The organism is Streptomyces huasconensis, assembly GCF_021028635.1.
GTDB lineage: Bacteria > Actinomycetota > Actinomycetes > Streptomycetales > Streptomycetaceae > Streptomyces > Streptomyces huasconensis.
The window spans coordinates 6,113,657-6,130,019 of record NZ_CP086119.1 but is presented as its reverse complement, the minus strand read 5'-3'; the positions used below and the strand labels follow the sequence as shown (position 1 = coordinate 6,130,019).

The following is a 16,363-nucleotide window of genomic DNA, read 5'->3' as shown; positions in this document are numbered from 1 at the left end:
GTGACCGGTTGCGCAGGAACGCCGCCGCACCGCCGACTGCCACCGGCCGCGCGTGCCCAGGAGCGTCGTACGGCCAGGCTGCGCCGACTGGTGGTCCGGGGTCTCGCGTCGTCGTACGAGATCCCCGCCACACTGACTTCGGAGTAGTCCGCCACCGGCCGTACCGTTCGTACACATGAGCCCGACCTCCCCTGTGCGACGCCGCCGCCTCGGCCTGCCGCGGCGCGTGTTCTCGCAGGTGCTGCTGATGCAGCTGGCGATCGCCGCCGGGGTCGCGGTGCTGGCCACCGGGCTCTTCCTCGCACCGCTCAGCGACCAGCTCGACGACCAGGCGATGCGCCGCGCACTCGCCATCGCCCAGACAACGGCCGCTCACCCGCAGCTCGCCGAGGATCTGAAGTCCTCGGCGCCCACGGGCGACGGGCCCGTCCAGCGGGAAGCCGACCGAATCCGCCGGGCCAGTGGCGCCGAGTACGTCGTGATCATGAACAAGGAAGGCGTCCGCTGGTCCCATACCGACCGCGCCCAGATCGGCAAGGTCGTCTCGACCGACCCCAGCGACGCGCTCGCGGGCCGCGAGGTCATGGAGATAGACAACGGCACGCTGGGCCGCTCCGCGCGCGGCAAGGTGCCGCTGAGGGGCGCGGACGGGGCCATCGTGGGGGCCGTCTCCGTAGGCATCGAGTACGACAGCGTGCGGGCCCGCCTGATCCACTCGATCCCGGGGCTGCTCGCCTACGCGGGCGGGGCGCTGGCCGTCGGCGCGCTCGCCGCGTACTTGATCTCCCGCAGGGTGCAGCGGCAGACCCGTGACCTGGCCTTCTCCGACATCTCGGCGCTGCTCGCGGAGCGCGAGGCGATGCTGCACGGCATCCGCGAGGGGGTCGTCGCACTGGACCGCTCCGGCCGGGTCCGGCTGCTCAACGACGAGGCGCAGCGCCTTCTCGGCCTCGGCGCGGAGGCGCTCGGCCGGCCGCTGGACGACGCGCTCGGCCCGGGACGCACGACCGACGTCCTCGCCGGCCGCGTCACCGGCACCGACCTGCTGACCGTCCGCGGTCAGCGTGTCCTCGTCGCCAACCGCATGCCCACCGACGACGGGGGCGCCGTCGCCACCCTGCGCGACCGCACGGAACTGGAGCAGCTCGGCCGCGAGCTCGACTCCACCCGCGGCCTCATCGACGCCCTGCGCGCCCAGGACCACGAACACGCCAACCGCATGCACACGCTCCTCGGGCTGCTCGAACTGGAGATGTACGAGGAGGCCGCCGAGTACGTCGGAGAAGTGGCCGGCGCGCACCGCGTGACCGCCGAGCAGATCACCGAGAAGATCCATGACCCGCTGCTCGCGGCCCTTCTGGTCGGCAAGGCCACGGTCGCGGCGGAGCGCGGCGTCGCGCTCTCCGTGCCGCACGACACTTCGCTGCCCGACCGGCTCGTCGACCCGGGCGGCCTCGTCACGATCGTCGGCAACCTCGTCGACAACGCTCTTGACGCCGCCGCGGGCACCCGCCACGCGCGCGTGGAGGTCGCCGTACGCACCGCAGGGCGCTCGGTGATCCTCCGTGTCCGCGACACGGGGCCGGGAGTGCCCGCCGAGCAACGGGAGACGATCTTCACGGAGGGCTGGACCACGAAGGAGCCGCCGGCACACGGCAAGCGCGGCATCGGCCTCGCCCTGGTCCGCAGGCTCGCCGAACGCCAGGGCGGCAGCGCACGGGCCGACGAGGCGCCTGAGGGGGGCGCGGAGTTCACCGTCGTACTGCCCGAAGCGCTCCGCGAGCCCGAACTGGCACCCGCATTGGAGCCCGACCTAGAGCCCGAACTGGCCGCCACGGAGGAATCACGATGACCGAAGGCACGGAGGCGACACGTTGATCGACGACACGTTGATCGGCGACACAGTGATCAAGGTCCTGGTCGTCGACGACGACGTCCGGGTCGCGGACGTCAACGCCGCCTACGTCGCGAAGATCCCCGGCTTCCACGTGGCGGCGAAGGCACACAGCGCCGGTGAGGCGTTGCGTCTCGTCGAGGAGACCCCGGTCGACCTGGTGCTGCTGGACCACTATCTGCCGGACGAGACGGGCCTGTCGGTCATACGCGCGTTGCGCGAGCGCGGACACCAGACCGACGTGATCATGGTGACGGCGGCGCGTGACGTGGCCACGGTGCAGGCGGCGATGCGGCACGGCGCCCTCCAGTACCTGGTGAAGCCGTTCTCCTACGCGGGTCTGCGCGCCAAACTCGACGCGTACGCGACGCTGCGCCGCACGCTGGACGGCGGCGGCGAAGCCGAGCAGGCCGAGGTCGACCGCATCTTCGGCGCCCTCTCGTCGACCCCCGCCCCCGAGCTGCCCAAGGGCCACTCCCCCACCACCGCGGAACTGGTACGACGCGCCTTGATGGCCGCGGACGGCCCCCTCTCCGCCCAGGAGCTGGCAGACCTCACCCGGCTGAGCCGCCAGACGGCCCAGCGTTACCTGAAGCTCCTGGAACGCACGGGCCGCGTCCGCCTGAGTCTCAAGTACGGCGACACCGGCCGCCCGGAGCATCGCTACGAGTGGGCGGCGAGCGTCTAGCAGCAAGCGAAAAAACTTCGGCCCGGCATGTCGAGAACCGCTGATCGGCTCCGTCCCCGCTATGAACGCGACCACAATGGGTCGCACAGCGCCGAGGAGAACATGATGGCCAAGTACCTGCTGCTCAAGCACTACCGAGGCGCCCCCGCCGCGGTCAACGACGTGCCGATGGACCAGTGGACGCCGGAGGAGATCTCCGCGCACATGCAGTACATGCGCGACTTCGCCGACCGGCTCGAAGCGACCGGCGAATTCGTCGACGGCCAGGCGCTCGCCCCCGAGGGAACCTTCGTCCGATACGACGGTGAGGGCCGGCCGCCGGTCACCGACGGCCCGTTCGCCGAGACCAAGGACCTCATCGCCGGCTGGATGGTGATCGACGTCGACAGCTACGAGCGTGCCGTCGAACTGGCCGGCGAGCTGTCGGCGGCCCCCGGGGCGGGCGGAAAGCCGATCCACGAATGGCTGGAGCTGCGCCCGTTCCTGACCGCGCCGCCCACCATCACGGAGTGACCTCACACGTGACCCCCGAGCTGAACGAGACCCTGCTCAGGAGCCTCACACCAAGCGTGCTCGCGATCCTCGTCCGCCGCGGAGCCGACTTCGCGGCGGCCGAGGACGCCGTACAGGAGGCACTGCTCGAAGCGATCCGCACCTGGCCCATCGAGGCCTCTCCCTCGGCGGCGAGGTCTTTGGCGGGTGGGGGCGCTGAGGGGGCTGGGGGCGCTGAGGGCTACGTGAGGGGTGAGGGAGCCGCGAGAGCTGGGGGAGCTGCGGGCACTGGGGGCGTCGGGAGTCCTGTGGAAGATTCCGGGACGGCGGGAGCTACCGGCGCGGCGGGGGCCGGGGACACTGTGGGAGCTTCCGGGACGGCGGGAGCCACCGGCGCGGCGGACGCTGGGGGCTCTGCGAGTGCCGGGGGCTCTGCGGCAGCCACCGGCACGGGGGACGCCGCGGCCTCTGCGGGCGCCCGAGGCACTGCGGGAGCTTCCGGGACGGCGGGAACTACCGGCGCGGCGGACGCCAGGCGCCCAACGGGTGCCGGGGGCTCTGCGGCAGCCACCGGCACGGGGGACGCCGCGGCCTCTGCGGGCGCCCGAGGCACTGCGGGAGCTTCCGGGACGGCGGGAACTACCGGCGCGGCGGGCGCCAGGCGCTCAACGGGTGCCGGGGGCTCTGCGGGAGCTACCGGCACGGCGGACGCCAGGCGCTCTGCGAGTGCCGGGCGCTCTGCCGAAGCCACAGGCACGGCAGCCACCAAGCATCCCGTGCGGGACCCGAAGGGTTGGCTGGTCACCGTGGCCTGGCGCAAGTTCCTCGATGCGGCCCGGGCGGACGCCGCCCGCCGTCGGCGCGAGGGCCTCGTCGAGGAGGAGCCGGCGCCCGGCCCCTCCCCCTCAGTCGATGACACGCTCCAGCTGTACTTCCTCTGCGCCCACCCATCGCTGACACCGTCGTCCGCGGTCGCGCTCACGCTGCGCGCCGTCGGCGGACTGACCACCCGACAGATCGCCCAGGCCTACCTCGTGCCCGAGGCGACCATGGCCCAGCGCATCAGCCGGGCCAAACGCACCGTCTCCGGGGTGCGGTTCGACCAGCCGGGCGACGTCGCCACCGTCCTGCGCGTCCTCTACCTGGTCTTCAACGAGGGCTACTCCGGAGACATCGACCTCGCCGCCGAATCCATCCGGCTCACCCGGCAACTCGCGGCCGTGATCGACCACCCCGAGGTGGCCGGGCTGCTCGCCCTCATGCTGCTCCACCACGCCCGGCGCACCACCCGCACCGCTCCGGACGGCAGCCTGGTGCCCCTCGCCGACCAGGACCGCAACCGGTGGGACACCGAGTCGATTGCCGAGGGCGTCCAAATCCTGCAGGCGGCCCTCGCCCGCGACCGGCTGGGCGAGTTCCAGGCCCAGGCCGCGATCGCGGCACTCCACGCCGACGCTCCTACCGCCGAGGAGACCGACTGGGTGCAGATCGTCGAGTGGTACGACGAACTCGTCCGTCTGACCGACAGCCCGATCGTCCGGCTCAACCGCGCCGTGGCCGTCGGCGAGGCCGATGGACCACGCGCCGGACTGGCAGCGCTCGCAGGGCTGAACGACTCACTGCCCCGCTACGCCGCAGTGGCCGCCTACCTCCACGAGCGCGACGGCGACCTGGCGACTGCCGCACAGTTGTACGCGGAGGCCGCCCACAAGGCCCCCAGCCTCCCCGAACGCGATCACCTGACACGCCAAGCCGCCCGCCTCAACGCCCGGTGCAAAGCCCGGCTCAACACCCGTCAAGACAGTTGACAGGCCCTGCCCGGAACGAGCGTTTCGGCGGCCCCGGCCAGGCGCATCGTTACGCCGCTCCGGCACCCGTCAGCGACCGCACCTCGGTCTCGGCATGCTTGGCCTCGTCCGCGGCCTCCCGCGAAGTGACCGTGCCCAGCCAGCCTGCGAGGAAGCCCAGTGGGATGGAGACGAACCCGGGGTTCTCCAACGGGAAGTACTGGAAGTCCATCCCGGGGAAGAGAGAATTGGGCCCTCCGGACACCACCGGCGAGAGCAGCACCAGTACGAGCGCGGGCAGCAGCCCTCCGTACACCGACCACACTGCCCCTCGCGTGGTGAAGTTCCGCCAGAACAGTGAGTACAGCAGCACCGGCAAATTGGCGGACGCGGCCACCGCGAAGGCGAGGCCCACCAGGAACGCCACGTTGAGGTCACGGGCCAGCAGTCCGAGCCCGATCGCCAGTGCCCCGATCCCGACGGCGGCAGCACGCGCCACCGCCACCTCGCTGCGCGGCTTCGCGCTCCGCCGTCGCAGGGAGGCGTACAGGTCGTGCGCCACCGAGGCCGAAGAGGCGAGCGTGATCCCGGCGACCACGGCAAGGATCGTAGCGGAGGCGATAGCGGCGACGATCGCGAACAGAACCGTTCCGCCAGTGGAGTCCGCGCCGCCGCCCAGGTCGAGCGCCAGCAGCGGGACTGCCGTGTTTCCCGCGGCATTCGAGCCCCGCACCGCCTCGGACCCCACAATCGCCGCCGCGCCGAAGCCCAGCACGATCGTCATCAGATAGAAGCTGCCGATGAGCCCGATGGACCAGACGACCGAGCGGCGCGCGGCCCGCGCGGTCGGCACGGTGTAGAAGCGGGACAAGATGTGCGGCAACCCTGCCGTGCCGAGCACCAGTGCCAGCCCGAGGCTGATGAAGTCGAGCCTGGCGGCCCAGTCACCCCCGTACTTCAGCCCTGGCGCCAGGAACCGCTCGCCATGGCCGCTGCGGTCGGCGGCGGTGCTCAGCAGTTGGCCGAAGTCCCCATGGAAGCGCATGAGAACGAGCACCGTCAGCGCTATCGCACCACACATCAACAGGACTGCTTTGACGATCTGAATCCACGTGGTGGCCCGCATCCCTCCGAACGACACATAGATCACCATGAGCGCGCCGACACCGACCACCGTCCACGTCTGTGCCGCCCCGCTCGTCCCACCGAGCAGCAGCGCGACCAACGAGCCGGCCCCCACCATCTGCGCCACCAGATAGAGAACGGACACGGTCACCGAGGAAGTTCCCACCGCGATCCGCACCGGCCGCTCCCTCATCCGTGCGGCGACGACATCGGCGAGCGTGAACCGTCCGCAGTTGCGCACCAGTTCGGCCACTAGGAAGAGCACGATGAGCCAGGCGACGAGGAAGCCCACCGAGTAGAGCAGACCGTCATACCCGAAGAGAGCGATCAGCCCGGAGATGCCCAGGAAGGAAGCCGCCGACATGTAGTCACCGGCGACGGCGAAACCGTTCTCCATCGGGGAGAAGAGCCGCCCGCCCACGTAGAACTCCTCGGGGGAGCCACGCCGATGGCGACTCACCCACGTCGTGATCGCCAACGTCACGGCCACGAAGACGCCGAACAGGACAAGCGCGAGGGTCTGATGGTCACCGGTCATCGCTCCCCCTCCTGCTCCCGCGCGCCGCTCCGCACCCGTTGCCGCTCTTGTTGTCTGATCCACTTCCGCTTCTGCTCGAACACCGTCCACCGGAGATCGAGAGCCGCCCGGTCCCTGCGCAGTCGGGCGTGCCGGGCATACGCCCAGGTCAGCAGGAACGTGGTGAGGAACTGTCCGAGCCCTGCCAGCAACCCCACGTTCACCGCTCCCGCGACGGGCCGCGCCATCAGGTCCGGCGCCGTCGTCGCGGTCACGACATACGCCACGTACCAGGTGAAGAAGACGGCAACGGCGGGGAAGGCGAACCTCCGGTACCGGCTGCGCACCTCCTGGAAAGCCTCGCTGCGCTGCACTTCCAGATAGATGTCCGCCGCACTCGCGCCCTGCTGCCGCGGGGCGGACCGGGGCGCCACCTCGGGCGCCGGGGCGCCCGTGCCGTCCAACTCCCCCCACCCGGAAGCCAGCGCGTCACCCCAGGGATCTCTCAGATCACCGGCCGGGCTCCGGTCGGCCCGGCCCGCACCGACATCGGGCCCGTCACGCATTTCCACCGAACTCTCCTTGTCAGCAGCCCTGTTCGGCCGCGTGCCCAAGGATGGGCAGATCGGGTAGATCCCTGACACTTCTCGCGGGGCTCTTCACTCCATCAGGTGAAGTGACGTCAGATACGGCCACCTCCTGGGGGTTTTACGAGGCCATGCCGATAGGCGTAGCGGACGGCCTGCGCACGATCTTTGAGGCCGGCCTTCGCGAAGAGGTTGTTGATGTGGGTCTTCACGGTCGCGGTGGAGACGTGCAGGGCGCGGGCGATCTCGTGGTTCGACATGCCCTCCGCGATCAGGATGAGCACCTCGGTCTCCCGCGCGGTGAGTCCGTCGGGAGGCTCGGCGGCAGGGGTCGAGTCGGGCTCCGCCAGTCGCTCCAGGAGCCTCCGTTGGATCTTCGGAGAGAGGCCGGCGTCCCCCGAGAGAACGTCCTCCACTGCCCGCACGATCTCGTCCCCACCGGCGTCCTTCGTCAGGTACCCGCGGGCGCCTGCCTTGAGCGCCGGAAACAGCGAGTCGTCATCGGCGTAGGTGGTGAGCACGACGACCTGTGTCCCCGGATGCTCGGCACGGATGCGCCGGGTGGCCTCCGCGCCGTCACAGCGAGGCATACGTAGGTCCATCAGCGCGACGTCCGGGGCGAGTTCGGCGACCAAACGGACGGCCTCCTCACCGTCGCAGGCGGCCCCGACGACCTCGATTCCGGGCAGCAGCCCCAGCAGCATCACGATTCCCTCACGCACGACGGTCTGATCGTCGACCACAATCACCCGCGCGGGTGGCCTTCCTCCCACCCCTCCCGTGGCTTCTGATCTTTCGTCCCGGCTGCCCACAGTCCCGGCCGCGCCGTCCTCCCGCGTCATCCCGGCACCCTCAGCGTCACCACGAAGCCCTCCTCGCCCGGCCCTGCCTCCAGAGATCCGCCCAGCAGCTCGGCTCGTTCGCGCATCCCCAGCAGACCGTATCCGGCCCCGGACGAGGCCAGCTCCCCCGGCGACTGCCCGCCTGAATCCCTGATGTCCAACCGCACTTCCCGCTCCCGGTACGCAAGGCACACCTGGATCTTGGCGCCAGGCGCGTGCTTGCGTACGTTCGTCAGGGCCTCTTGGGCCACCCTGCGTACCGCCTGCGAGGCCTCGGCAGACAGAGCACGCGGGTCACCCGCAACAGTGACCGAGGCGCGGTCCGCCGTGACCAGTTCGCGCAGGAAGTCCTCTACCGGGCTCATCTCCCCGCGCAACGCGGACAGCGCCTGTCTGGTCTCGGCGAGCCCTTCCCTGGCCATGGAACGCGCCGCGACCACCCGGTCCAGAATCTGCTGCTTGGCCGCGTCCCCCTCGATCAGCAGCCGGGCCGCCTCCAGATGGACGAGCTGCGCGGAGAGGCTGTGGGCGAGCACATCGTGGATCTCACGGGCGATGCGGCCCCGCTCCGCCAGCGCGGCCGACTCCGCTTCCGCGGCGCGGGCCGCCCGCTCCTGGGCGAGCAGCCGATGAGCGCTGCCCCGCGCCTCGGCGTCCAGCCGCAGGGTGTAACCAGCGAGCACGAGCCCGACGACGGTCAGTCCGGTGGTGAGCGGGCTGTCCGTGTTGGACGACGCATACCCGGCCATCGCTACCAGGACACAGGGTGCACCTGCGGCGAGCGGCAGCCGCTCCAACGCGGAGACGGCCGACCCAAACCACAGCACCAGGGCCAGCACCCCCCACCCACCCAGGTCCGCGACGAGCGCGGCACCCAGCAGCAGCGTCATCAGCGCCAGGGAAGGCCACAGCCGATGGGCGAACGAGACCCGGAAAAAGGCCCACCCCGCCCAGGAGACCCCCAGAACCACGGTGATGCCCGCCACCAAGTGCCAGCCCCGATTCCCGTGGAGCGCGTTCCACAGCAGGACGCCCAGGATCATCGCGCGGAGGGCCCCGACGAACCACAGCCGGGCCAGGCTCATGCTTTCCCAGGCGAGCGCCTCTTTGGAGGGCCACCTCGTCCACCGGTCCCAGCTCATACCAGCTCCTTCCGCGTTGGCGCGTACGCCGTGTCCGCCCTGCCGTATGCGGGGCGCCAGGTGACGGTGCGCCGTATGAGCAGGCCGCCGCGGGCCGGCGCTGTGGCCCGGATTCCCAGGCCGAGAGGCAGTCCGGAGGCGAGCAGGGGCACGGCCGCCGCCTGGTGGCCGGGGTCGGTCAGCGACAGGACAGCACAGATCACCAGGGTGGCGGCGAGCACAGGCATGTCGGCCTCCGTGCGATGAGGGTGGACGCATCCGATCCGAGAGGGATCGACGCCTTCGACGCTACGGAAATCGCCTGGTCACGGAATCGGAGCAGGGGTGGAACATGGGTGGAGCCGTGCTCTCCACCCGCAGGTGGAGAGCACGGCTCCCGTGCCGTCTGAGTCGGCGATCCAGCAGCGCGTCCTTCGTCCTTTGCTACGCGTCGATGCGCGAGCGGTCCAGCGTCGCCGCCGAGCTGGTGATGAATTCCTTGCGCGGCGCGACGTCGTTGCCCATCAACAGATCGAAGACCTGCTCAGCCGAGTCCAGGTCGGAGATGTTGATCCGCCGCAGCGTCCGGAAGCGCGGGTCCATCGTGGTCTCGGCCAGCTGGTCGGCATCCATCTCACCGAGGCCCTTGTACCGCTGGATCGAGTCCTTGTACCGCACGTTCTTGCGCTGCATCTCGAGCAGCGTCTCGCGCAGTTCACGGTCCGAGTACGTGTAGACGTACTTGTCCTGGCCCTTCTTGGGCTGGCTGAGCTCGATGCGGTGCAGTGGCGGCACCGCCGCGAACACCCGCCCTGCCTCGACCATGGGCCGCATGTACCGCTGGAACAGCGTCAGCAGCAGGATTCGGATGTGCGCGCCGTCGACGTCGGCGTCGACGAGCAGAATGATCTTGCCGTACCGCGCCGCGTCGATGTCGAAGGTCCGGCCGGACCCGGCTCCTATGACCTGGATGATCGCGCCGCACTCGGCATTCTTCAGCATGTCCGTCACGGACGCCTTCTGAACGTTGAGGATCTTGCCGCGGATCGGCAGCAGTGCCTGGAACTCGGAGTTCCGCGCGAGCTTGGCCGTACCGAGCGCGGAGTCGCCCTCGACGATGAAGAGCTCGCTGCGCTCCACGTCGTCACTGCGGCAGTCCGCGAGCTTGGCGGGCAGCGACGAGGACTCCAGCGCGGTCTTCCGGCGCTGGGCGTCCTTGTGCTGGCGGGCCGCGATGCGCGTCCGGGCGGCGGCGACGGCCTTGTCCATGACGGCGCGGGCCTGCGCCTTCGCGTCCCGCTTGGTCGACGTCAGGAACGCTTTGAGCTCCTTGGCGATGACGTTGGCGACGATGCGGTTGGCCGCGGAGGTGCCCAGCACCTCCTTGGTCTGGCCCTCGAACTGCGGCTCGGCGAGACGCACCGTGACGACAGCCGTGAGGCCTTCAAGGGCGTCATCCTTGACGATGTCGTCCTCAGCGACGCGCAGCACCTTCTGGGTGCGCATCACCTCGTTCATCGTCTTGGTGAGGGAGCGCTCGAAGCCCGTCACGTGAGTGCCGCCCTTGGGGGTGGCGATGATGTTGACGAAGGACCGGACGGTCGTGTCGTACCCGGTGCCCCATCGCAGTGCCACGTCCACGCCGAGCTCACGGGTGACCTCCGTGGGGGTCATCTGGCCGTGGTCGTCGAGGACCGGCACCGTCTCCTTGAAGGTGCCCTGTCCGGAGAAGCGGAGGACGTCACAGACGGCCTTGTCCTGGGCCAGGTACTCGCAGAACTCGCTGATGCCGCCGTCGAAGCGGAAGGATTCCTCGCCCTTCGTGCCACCCTCGCCGAGGCCGAATTCGTCGCGCACGACGATGGTCAGGCCCGGCACAAGGAAGGCGGTCTGCCGGGCGCGCTGGTGCAGGTTCTCCAGCGACAGCTTGGCGTCCTTCAGGAAGATCTGCCGATCCGCCCAGTAACGCACGCGCGTACCGGTGCGCGTCTTGGGGATCTTCTTGACCTTGGTGAGCTTCGCCGACGGGTCGAAGGGCGCCTCGGGTCCCATCTTGGCGAAAGCACCGGGGACACCGCGCCGGAAACTGATGGCGTGTGTGTGCCCGGCTCGGTCCACCTCGACGTCGAGGCGCGCGGAGAGCGCGTTCACCACGGAGGCGCCCACGCCGTGCAGACCGCCGGAGGCGGCGTAGGAGCCACCGCCGAACTTGCCGCCGGCGTGGAGCTTGGTCATGACGACCTCGACTCCGGAAAGGCCGGTCTTGGGCTCGACATCTACGGGGATGCCCCGGCCGTTGTCCCGGACCTCCACGGAGGCGTCGTCGTGGAGGATGACCTCGATGCGGTCGCAGTACCCGCCCAGGGCCTCGTCGACGGAGTTGTCGATGATCTCCCAGAGGCAGTGCATCAGGCCGCGGCTGTCCGTCGACCCGATGTACATGCCCGGGCGCTTACGGACGGCCTCGAGCCCCTCCAGGACGAGCAGGTGCCGCGCGGTGTAGTTGGAACCGTCCCGGTCTGCTCCGGTCAGCAACGCTGTGGACGGCACGGACGTCTCGGCGGTCACGCGGTTCGCTCCTCGCTGAATTTCAAGGGGGGTCCTTTGGGGTAAGGACGCGGCTTCGGTTGCCCGTCAGAGGGTACCGAGGCCTGGTAGAGCCGTTGTCACGCCACCCTCGTCGCAACTCAGACTAGCCCAGCCTCGCATACATGTTCGATCGCTCGATGGGGTGAAGCGCACGTCACGTTCCCTTCGAGGCATGAACCATTTAGGCTCCGGGCACGTCCTCATGAACAACCGGCAACCCAGCCGGGAGGACACCCACCTGACAGACAGCGCGAACCCGTAAGACGTAACAGACGCAATACGGCACATTCGCCGCCAACCGGCAACGGACAACCTCCTCAAAAAGAAATTTCGAGGAAAAGCCGCGAGCGGGAACGTTTTCGGCCTGGTTGGATGTTGACCCTGGTACGACAGCTCGTCGAGCTAGAGAAGAGGCGACGTGACTACTGTTCTGACCCCCGCGAGCCCCCTGACGGCCGCTGATCGCTGCGACCGCTGCGGCGCCCAGGCATACCTGCGCGTCGTCCTGCTGAGCGGCGGCGAACTGCTCTTCTGCGCCCACCATGGCCGCAAGTTCGAGCCGGAACTCAAGAAGATCGCCGCTGAGATACAGGACGAGACGGAGCGCCTCACCGCCGTTCCGGAGAGCACCACCGAAGAGGAACGCTGACACCTCGCATCCACGACGACGAGCCAGCCCCGGCGCACCAGGCCGGTGACGGGCGGCCGCCCCAGCCCCACAAGGCAGAGGCGGCCGCCCGCTCTCGTCTCAGGGGCCCTCAGCGGCCCTCCTCGGCCCCATGGGGCCGACGGTTCAGTCCGCCCCGCCGAGGCAATCGCCTCAGGCGCTGCCCCCCAGCACCCTGACCACGTCCGAGACCCTCGTATAGACCCCTGGGCGGCCAGGACGCCCGCAGCCGCTCCCCCAGGACACCAGCCCGATCAGGCGCCCCTCGGCGACTAGCGGCCCGCCACTGTCCCCCTGACAGGCGTCCCGACGGCCGTCCAACTCGCCGGCGCACAGCATCGTCGTCGCCGAGTACGTGCCATCGGCACTGCCCGGGTACGCCCTCTCACACACCGTGTCAGGCAGTACGTGGACGGGCGCCGCATGCAGCGTCCGGGCGTAACTCCCCGATCCCGTGGTGTCTCCCCAGCCGTACACGGTCGCCTCCGTCCCCGCCGTGTACGCGGTGTCCCCCGGCCCCGCCATGCCGATCACGTAGCTCTGAGGGAGCGGCTCGGCCAGGGTCAGCGCCGCGAAGTCGCCGGAGTTGGTTTCTGCGTCGTACTCCGGGTTGACGCGGGCCTCACGGACCGGGATCTCTTTCCCCTCCGCCGTGCCCAGATCCCCGCGGCCGACGATGACCCTCAGGTCCGACACTCTGCTCAGCGGAACGCCTAGCACGCCCTCGCTCACGCAGTGGGCCGCCGTCAGGACGGTCGTGGGTCCGACGACGACAGCACCACAGAACTGCCCCGAGCGGGTACCTCCGAACCGGTCACGACTGGCGAGCGCCACCACCCATGGACTCTCGGCAATCCGCACCGGGCTGCCCCCGATGACCACGCTGTCGGCCACCGCGGGTGCCGGGGAAGCCAGTGGCAGGGCGGCGGCAACGGCCGCTGTGGCCAGCACCCCCGTCCACGATCGGGCGAAGGGACGACGCATGCGATCTCCTCACTCTGGGCTGGGATGGCTTACCCAGAGTCATTCAGCGCCGCGCACCGCGCACCCGCGCGCGGAAGGCCCGAAGCCTCGTACCGAGGACTTCGGGCCTTCCGGGAACGCTCTTGACGACTGTCGCTGCCTAGTCGAGGTAGTCGCGCAGAACCTGCGAGCGCGACGGGTGACGCAGCTTCGACATCGTCTTCGACTCGATCTGACGGATGCGCTCACGCGTCACTCCGTAGACCTTGCCGATCTCGTCGAGGGTCTTGGGCTGGCCGTCCGTGAGACCGAAGCGCATGGAGACCACGCCGGCCTCACGCTCCGACAGGGTGTCCAGGACCGAGTGCAGCTGCTCCTGGAGCAGCGTGAAGCTGACCGCGTCGGCCGGCACGACCGCCTCGGAGTCCTCGATGAGGTCACCGAACTCGCTGTCGCCGTCCTCACCCAGAGGGGTGTGGAGGGAGATCGGCTCACGGCCGTACTTCTGGACCTCGATGACCTTCTCCGGGGTCATGTCGAGTTCCTTGGCCAGCTCCTCCGGAGTGGGCTCGCGGCCCAGGTCCTGGAGCATCTGCCGCTGGACACGGGCCAGCTTGTTGATGACCTCGACCATGTGCACCGGGATGCGGATGGTGCGGGCCTGGTCGGCCATGGCGCGGGTGATCGCCTGCCGAATCCACCAGGTGGCATACGTGGAGAACTTGTAGCCCTTGGTGTAGTCGAACTTCTCGACCGCGCGGATCAGACCGAGGTTGCCCTCCTGGATGAGGTCCAGGAAGAGCATGCCGCGGCCGGTGTAGCGCTTGGCCAGGGAGACCACCAGGCGGAGGTTGGCCTCCAGGAGGTGGTTCTTGGCGCGCCGGCCGTCCTCGGCGATGATCTCCAGCTCACGCTTGAGCTTCGGCGCGAGCTTGTCGGCGTTGGCCAGCTTGTCCTCGGCGAACAGGCCGGCTTCGATGCGCTTGGCGAGTTCGACCTCCTGCTCGGCGTTGAGGAGGGGGACCTTGCCGATCTGCTTCAGGTAGTCCTTGACGGGGTCGGCGGTGGCTCCGGCCGCTGCGACCTGCTGGGCGGGCGCGTCGTCCTCGTCCTCGTCGGAGAGCACGAAGCCCTGGGCGCCTTCCTCGGCGGGCTCGCCCTCGCCGGGCTTGCCGGCGGCGGGTGCCTCCTCGGTGGCCTCTTCATCCAGGAGTTCGTCGGCGTCCTTCTTGGAAGCGGACTTCTTGGCCGTGGCCTTCTTGGCGACGGTCTTCTTGGCGACAGCCTTCTTGGCCGTCGTCTTCTTGGCTGCGACCTTCTTCGCGGGCGCGTCCTCGGCGGTGCCATCCGCGGTCGCCGCCTCAGTGGCGGCGGTGGCGGTGGGCTTCACCGTGGCGGTCTTGGCCGCGACCGTCCTGGTCGCGGTGCGCTTGACCGGGCTCTTCGCTGCGACGCTCTTGCGGGGGCGTTTCGGCTCCGCGGCACTGACCATCAGCGTCACACCCTCTTCCTCGAGGATCTGGTTGAGGCTGCGCAGAACGTTCTTCCACTGAGTGGCCGGAATCTGGTCAGCTTCGAAGGCACGACGCACGTCATCGCCGGCGATCTGCCCATCAGCCTTTCCCCGCTCGATGAGCGCCATGACAGAGACGGATTCGGCGATCTCCGGCGGGAGCGTACGGGATGTGCTGGCCGACACGAACAACCTCTCGGAACGTTGGAAAACGGCTTCCGGCCCCGTCCATTGTGGACCGGAGCCGACGACCGGCGGCTAGGGATTAGGGCCGACGGCGCGGGCGGGGGCCGGGGAGCTACACAGCGTCGCGAACGACGCCTGTATTCCCTCCTCGGCTATCACCTCTTAGGTCATCGCGCTGTCCCTTGGAGCGTTACGCCCAATCTACGTGGCCCGAGTCACACCCCGTAAGTACTCAAAAGCGTCCAGATACGGCCAGAAGCGACCTTTACCCATGCACGGATGATCCCCCGATGTGCCGCCACGCAACCCTCAAATGTCGCATCGCCGGACCCCGCCGGGCTCTCGTGGAGCCCGCGGAGATCCGGCGATGGCTGGTGCGGCGAGGGAGCCGCCGTCCGCCCAGGGACGGCGAGGCACCTGCCGCGGGGAGTACACACGGCGGGCGGCGTGGACGTGCGGTCAGTGCTCGCGCGGCGCGGGCACGACACGCTCCACCTCAGGGTGGACCGTGAGCAGCTGCCGCATCGCGGCCTCGGCGCCCGCGCCATCACCTGCCGCCAGGGCGTCGACGACGCGGGAGTGGTGCACCAGAGAGGTCTCGCTCGGGCGGTCACAGCCTGTGACGGGGCCTCCGGAGACCTGGAGGGCGGCCGAGACGATGCCGGACAGGTGCTCCAGCATGCGGTTGCCCGCGACCTGGATGAGCAGCGAGTGGAACTCCGCGTCGGCGCGCGAGAAGGTGATCGAGTCACCCTGGGTCAGCGCATGCCCCATGATCTCCACCATGTCGACAAGGCGCTGCTGCACCTCCTCACGACCGTGCCCCGCGGCGAGGCGGGCGGCGAGCGGCTCGATCATCCAGCGCAGCTCCCCGAGCTCGCGCCGCTGGTCGTCCCGCTGCGGCCCGAAGGCCCGCCACTCGATGATGTCTGGGTCGAGCAGGTTCCAGTCGCTGACAGGGCGTACACGCGTGCCGACGTTGGGCCGGGCACTGACCAGCCCCTTGGCCTCGAGCACGCGCAGCGACTCACGGACGACGGTGCGGGAGACCTCGAAACGCTGACCGATCTCCTCGGGGACGAGCGGACGGTCGGCGCCCAGGTCGCCGGAGACGATCATCTGGCCCAGTTGTTGGACGAGTTGGCCGTGGAGCCCGCGGCCGCGGCTTCCGGACGCGCGCCGGCTCACGCGTCCCAGGTCGTGGTCGGCGCCGTCCCACATGGGGGCGACGACCCGGTCGCTGCCCCCTGGGGGCTCGGCGAAGGGGTATCGGTCGAGGTCGCCCGGGCCGGCGAGGCCGGAGTCGGCGGAGCGGGCGGTGGTCATCATGGTGTGCGCAAGGGTACTCACGGATCAGTTGTCGGCGTGGTCTCCAACTCCCTTGAGGTCTTT

13 protein-coding genes and 2 pseudogenes are annotated in these 16,363 nt (G+C 69.7%); 6 read left to right on the top strand and 9 right to left on the bottom strand.

What is annotated here, in order from left to right; genetic code table 11:
- Positions 1 to 175: 175 nt before the first annotated feature.
- From J2N69_RS27870 to J2N69_RS27845, 5 genes and pseudogenes are all read left to right on the top strand, one after another.
- Complete coding sequence (locus tag J2N69_RS27870; protein WP_230903140.1) at positions 176 to 1,852, top strand: sensor histidine kinase; 1,677 nt, start codon at positions 176 to 178, stop codon at positions 1,850 to 1,852.
- A gap of 52 nt (positions 1,853 to 1,904) precedes the next feature.
- Entirely contained in the window at positions 1,905 to 2,582 is a 678-nt protein-coding gene (locus J2N69_RS27865) for a response regulator (RefSeq protein ID WP_269075678.1), read from the top strand.
- A gap of 105 nt (positions 2,583 to 2,687) precedes the next feature.
- A complete protein-coding gene (locus J2N69_RS27855; RefSeq protein ID WP_230903139.1) occupies positions 2,688 to 3,095 on the top strand; it encodes a YciI family protein in 408 nt (135 codons plus the stop codon).
- Positions 3,096 to 3,115: 20 nt separating this feature from the next.
- Positions 3,116 to 3,250: pseudogene (locus J2N69_RS27850) on the top strand (sigma factor); the annotation flags it as partial.
- Between the two features lie 597 nt (positions 3,251 to 3,847).
- A pseudogene (locus tag J2N69_RS27845) lies at positions 3,848 to 4,882 on the top strand (RNA polymerase sigma factor); the annotation flags it as partial.
- Between the two features lie 49 nt (positions 4,883 to 4,931).
- Here J2N69_RS27845 and J2N69_RS27840 read toward each other — a convergent pair.
- The 6 genes from J2N69_RS27840 to J2N69_RS27815 form a co-directional block, all read right to left on the bottom strand.
- The gene (locus tag J2N69_RS27840) at positions 4,932 to 6,524 is read right to left on the bottom strand and encodes a solute symporter family protein (protein ID WP_230903138.1); all 1,593 of its coding nucleotides are present in this window, start codon (positions 6,522 to 6,524) and stop codon (positions 4,932 to 4,934) included.
- Positions 6,521 to 7,069: a DUF485 domain-containing protein gene (locus J2N69_RS27835; protein WP_230904903.1), complete on the bottom strand. Its 549-nt coding sequence runs from the start codon at positions 7,067 to 7,069 to the stop codon at positions 6,521 to 6,523. Before J2N69_RS27835 ends, J2N69_RS27840 begins: the two co-directional genes overlap by 4 nt.
- A gap of 116 nt (positions 7,070 to 7,185) precedes the next feature.
- Entirely contained in the window at positions 7,186 to 7,863 is a 678-nt protein-coding gene (locus tag J2N69_RS27830) for a response regulator transcription factor (RefSeq protein WP_269075638.1), read from the bottom strand.
- A gap of 65 nt (positions 7,864 to 7,928) precedes the next feature.
- On the bottom strand, positions 7,929 to 9,074 hold the full coding sequence (locus J2N69_RS27825; protein ID WP_230903137.1) for a sensor histidine kinase: 1,146 nt from the start codon (positions 9,072 to 9,074) through the stop codon (positions 7,929 to 7,931).
- Complete coding sequence (locus tag J2N69_RS27820; protein WP_230903136.1) at positions 9,071 to 9,301, bottom strand: hypothetical protein; 231 nt, start codon at positions 9,299 to 9,301, stop codon at positions 9,071 to 9,073. The genes J2N69_RS27825 and J2N69_RS27820 overlap by 4 nt, the downstream gene beginning before the upstream one ends.
- A gap of 196 nt (positions 9,302 to 9,497) precedes the next feature.
- Positions 9,498 to 11,621: a DNA gyrase/topoisomerase IV subunit B gene (locus J2N69_RS27815; protein ID WP_127911236.1), complete on the bottom strand. Its 2,124-nt coding sequence runs from the start codon at positions 11,619 to 11,621 to the stop codon at positions 9,498 to 9,500.
- Positions 11,622 to 12,060: 439 nt separating this feature from the next.
- On the opposite strand from J2N69_RS27815, the gene J2N69_RS27810 reads away from it, so the two are divergent.
- A complete protein-coding gene (locus J2N69_RS27810; protein ID WP_127911237.1) occupies positions 12,061 to 12,291 on the top strand; it encodes a DUF7455 domain-containing protein in 231 nt (76 codons plus the stop codon).
- A gap of 171 nt (positions 12,292 to 12,462) precedes the next feature.
- On the opposite strand, the gene J2N69_RS27805 is transcribed toward J2N69_RS27810, so the two are convergent.
- The 3 genes from J2N69_RS27805 to J2N69_RS27795 all read right to left on the bottom strand — a co-directional run bounded on the left by J2N69_RS27805 (position 12,463) and on the right by J2N69_RS27795 (position 16,321).
- On the bottom strand, positions 12,463 to 13,293 hold the full coding sequence (locus tag J2N69_RS27805) for a serine protease (protein ID WP_230903135.1): 831 nt from the start codon (positions 13,291 to 13,293) through the stop codon (positions 12,463 to 12,465).
- 139 nt (positions 13,294 to 13,432) lie between these two features.
- The gene (locus J2N69_RS27800; protein WP_269075637.1) at positions 13,433 to 14,977 is read right to left on the bottom strand and encodes an RNA polymerase sigma factor; all 1,545 of its coding nucleotides are present in this window, start codon (positions 14,975 to 14,977) and stop codon (positions 13,433 to 13,435) included.
- A gap of 453 nt (positions 14,978 to 15,430) precedes the next feature.
- Positions 15,431 to 16,321, bottom strand: a complete 891-nt coding sequence (locus tag J2N69_RS27795; RefSeq protein ID WP_230903134.1) for a FadR/GntR family transcriptional regulator — start codon at positions 16,319 to 16,321, stop codon at positions 15,431 to 15,433.
- Between the last annotated feature and the right edge of the window lie 42 nt (positions 16,322 to 16,363).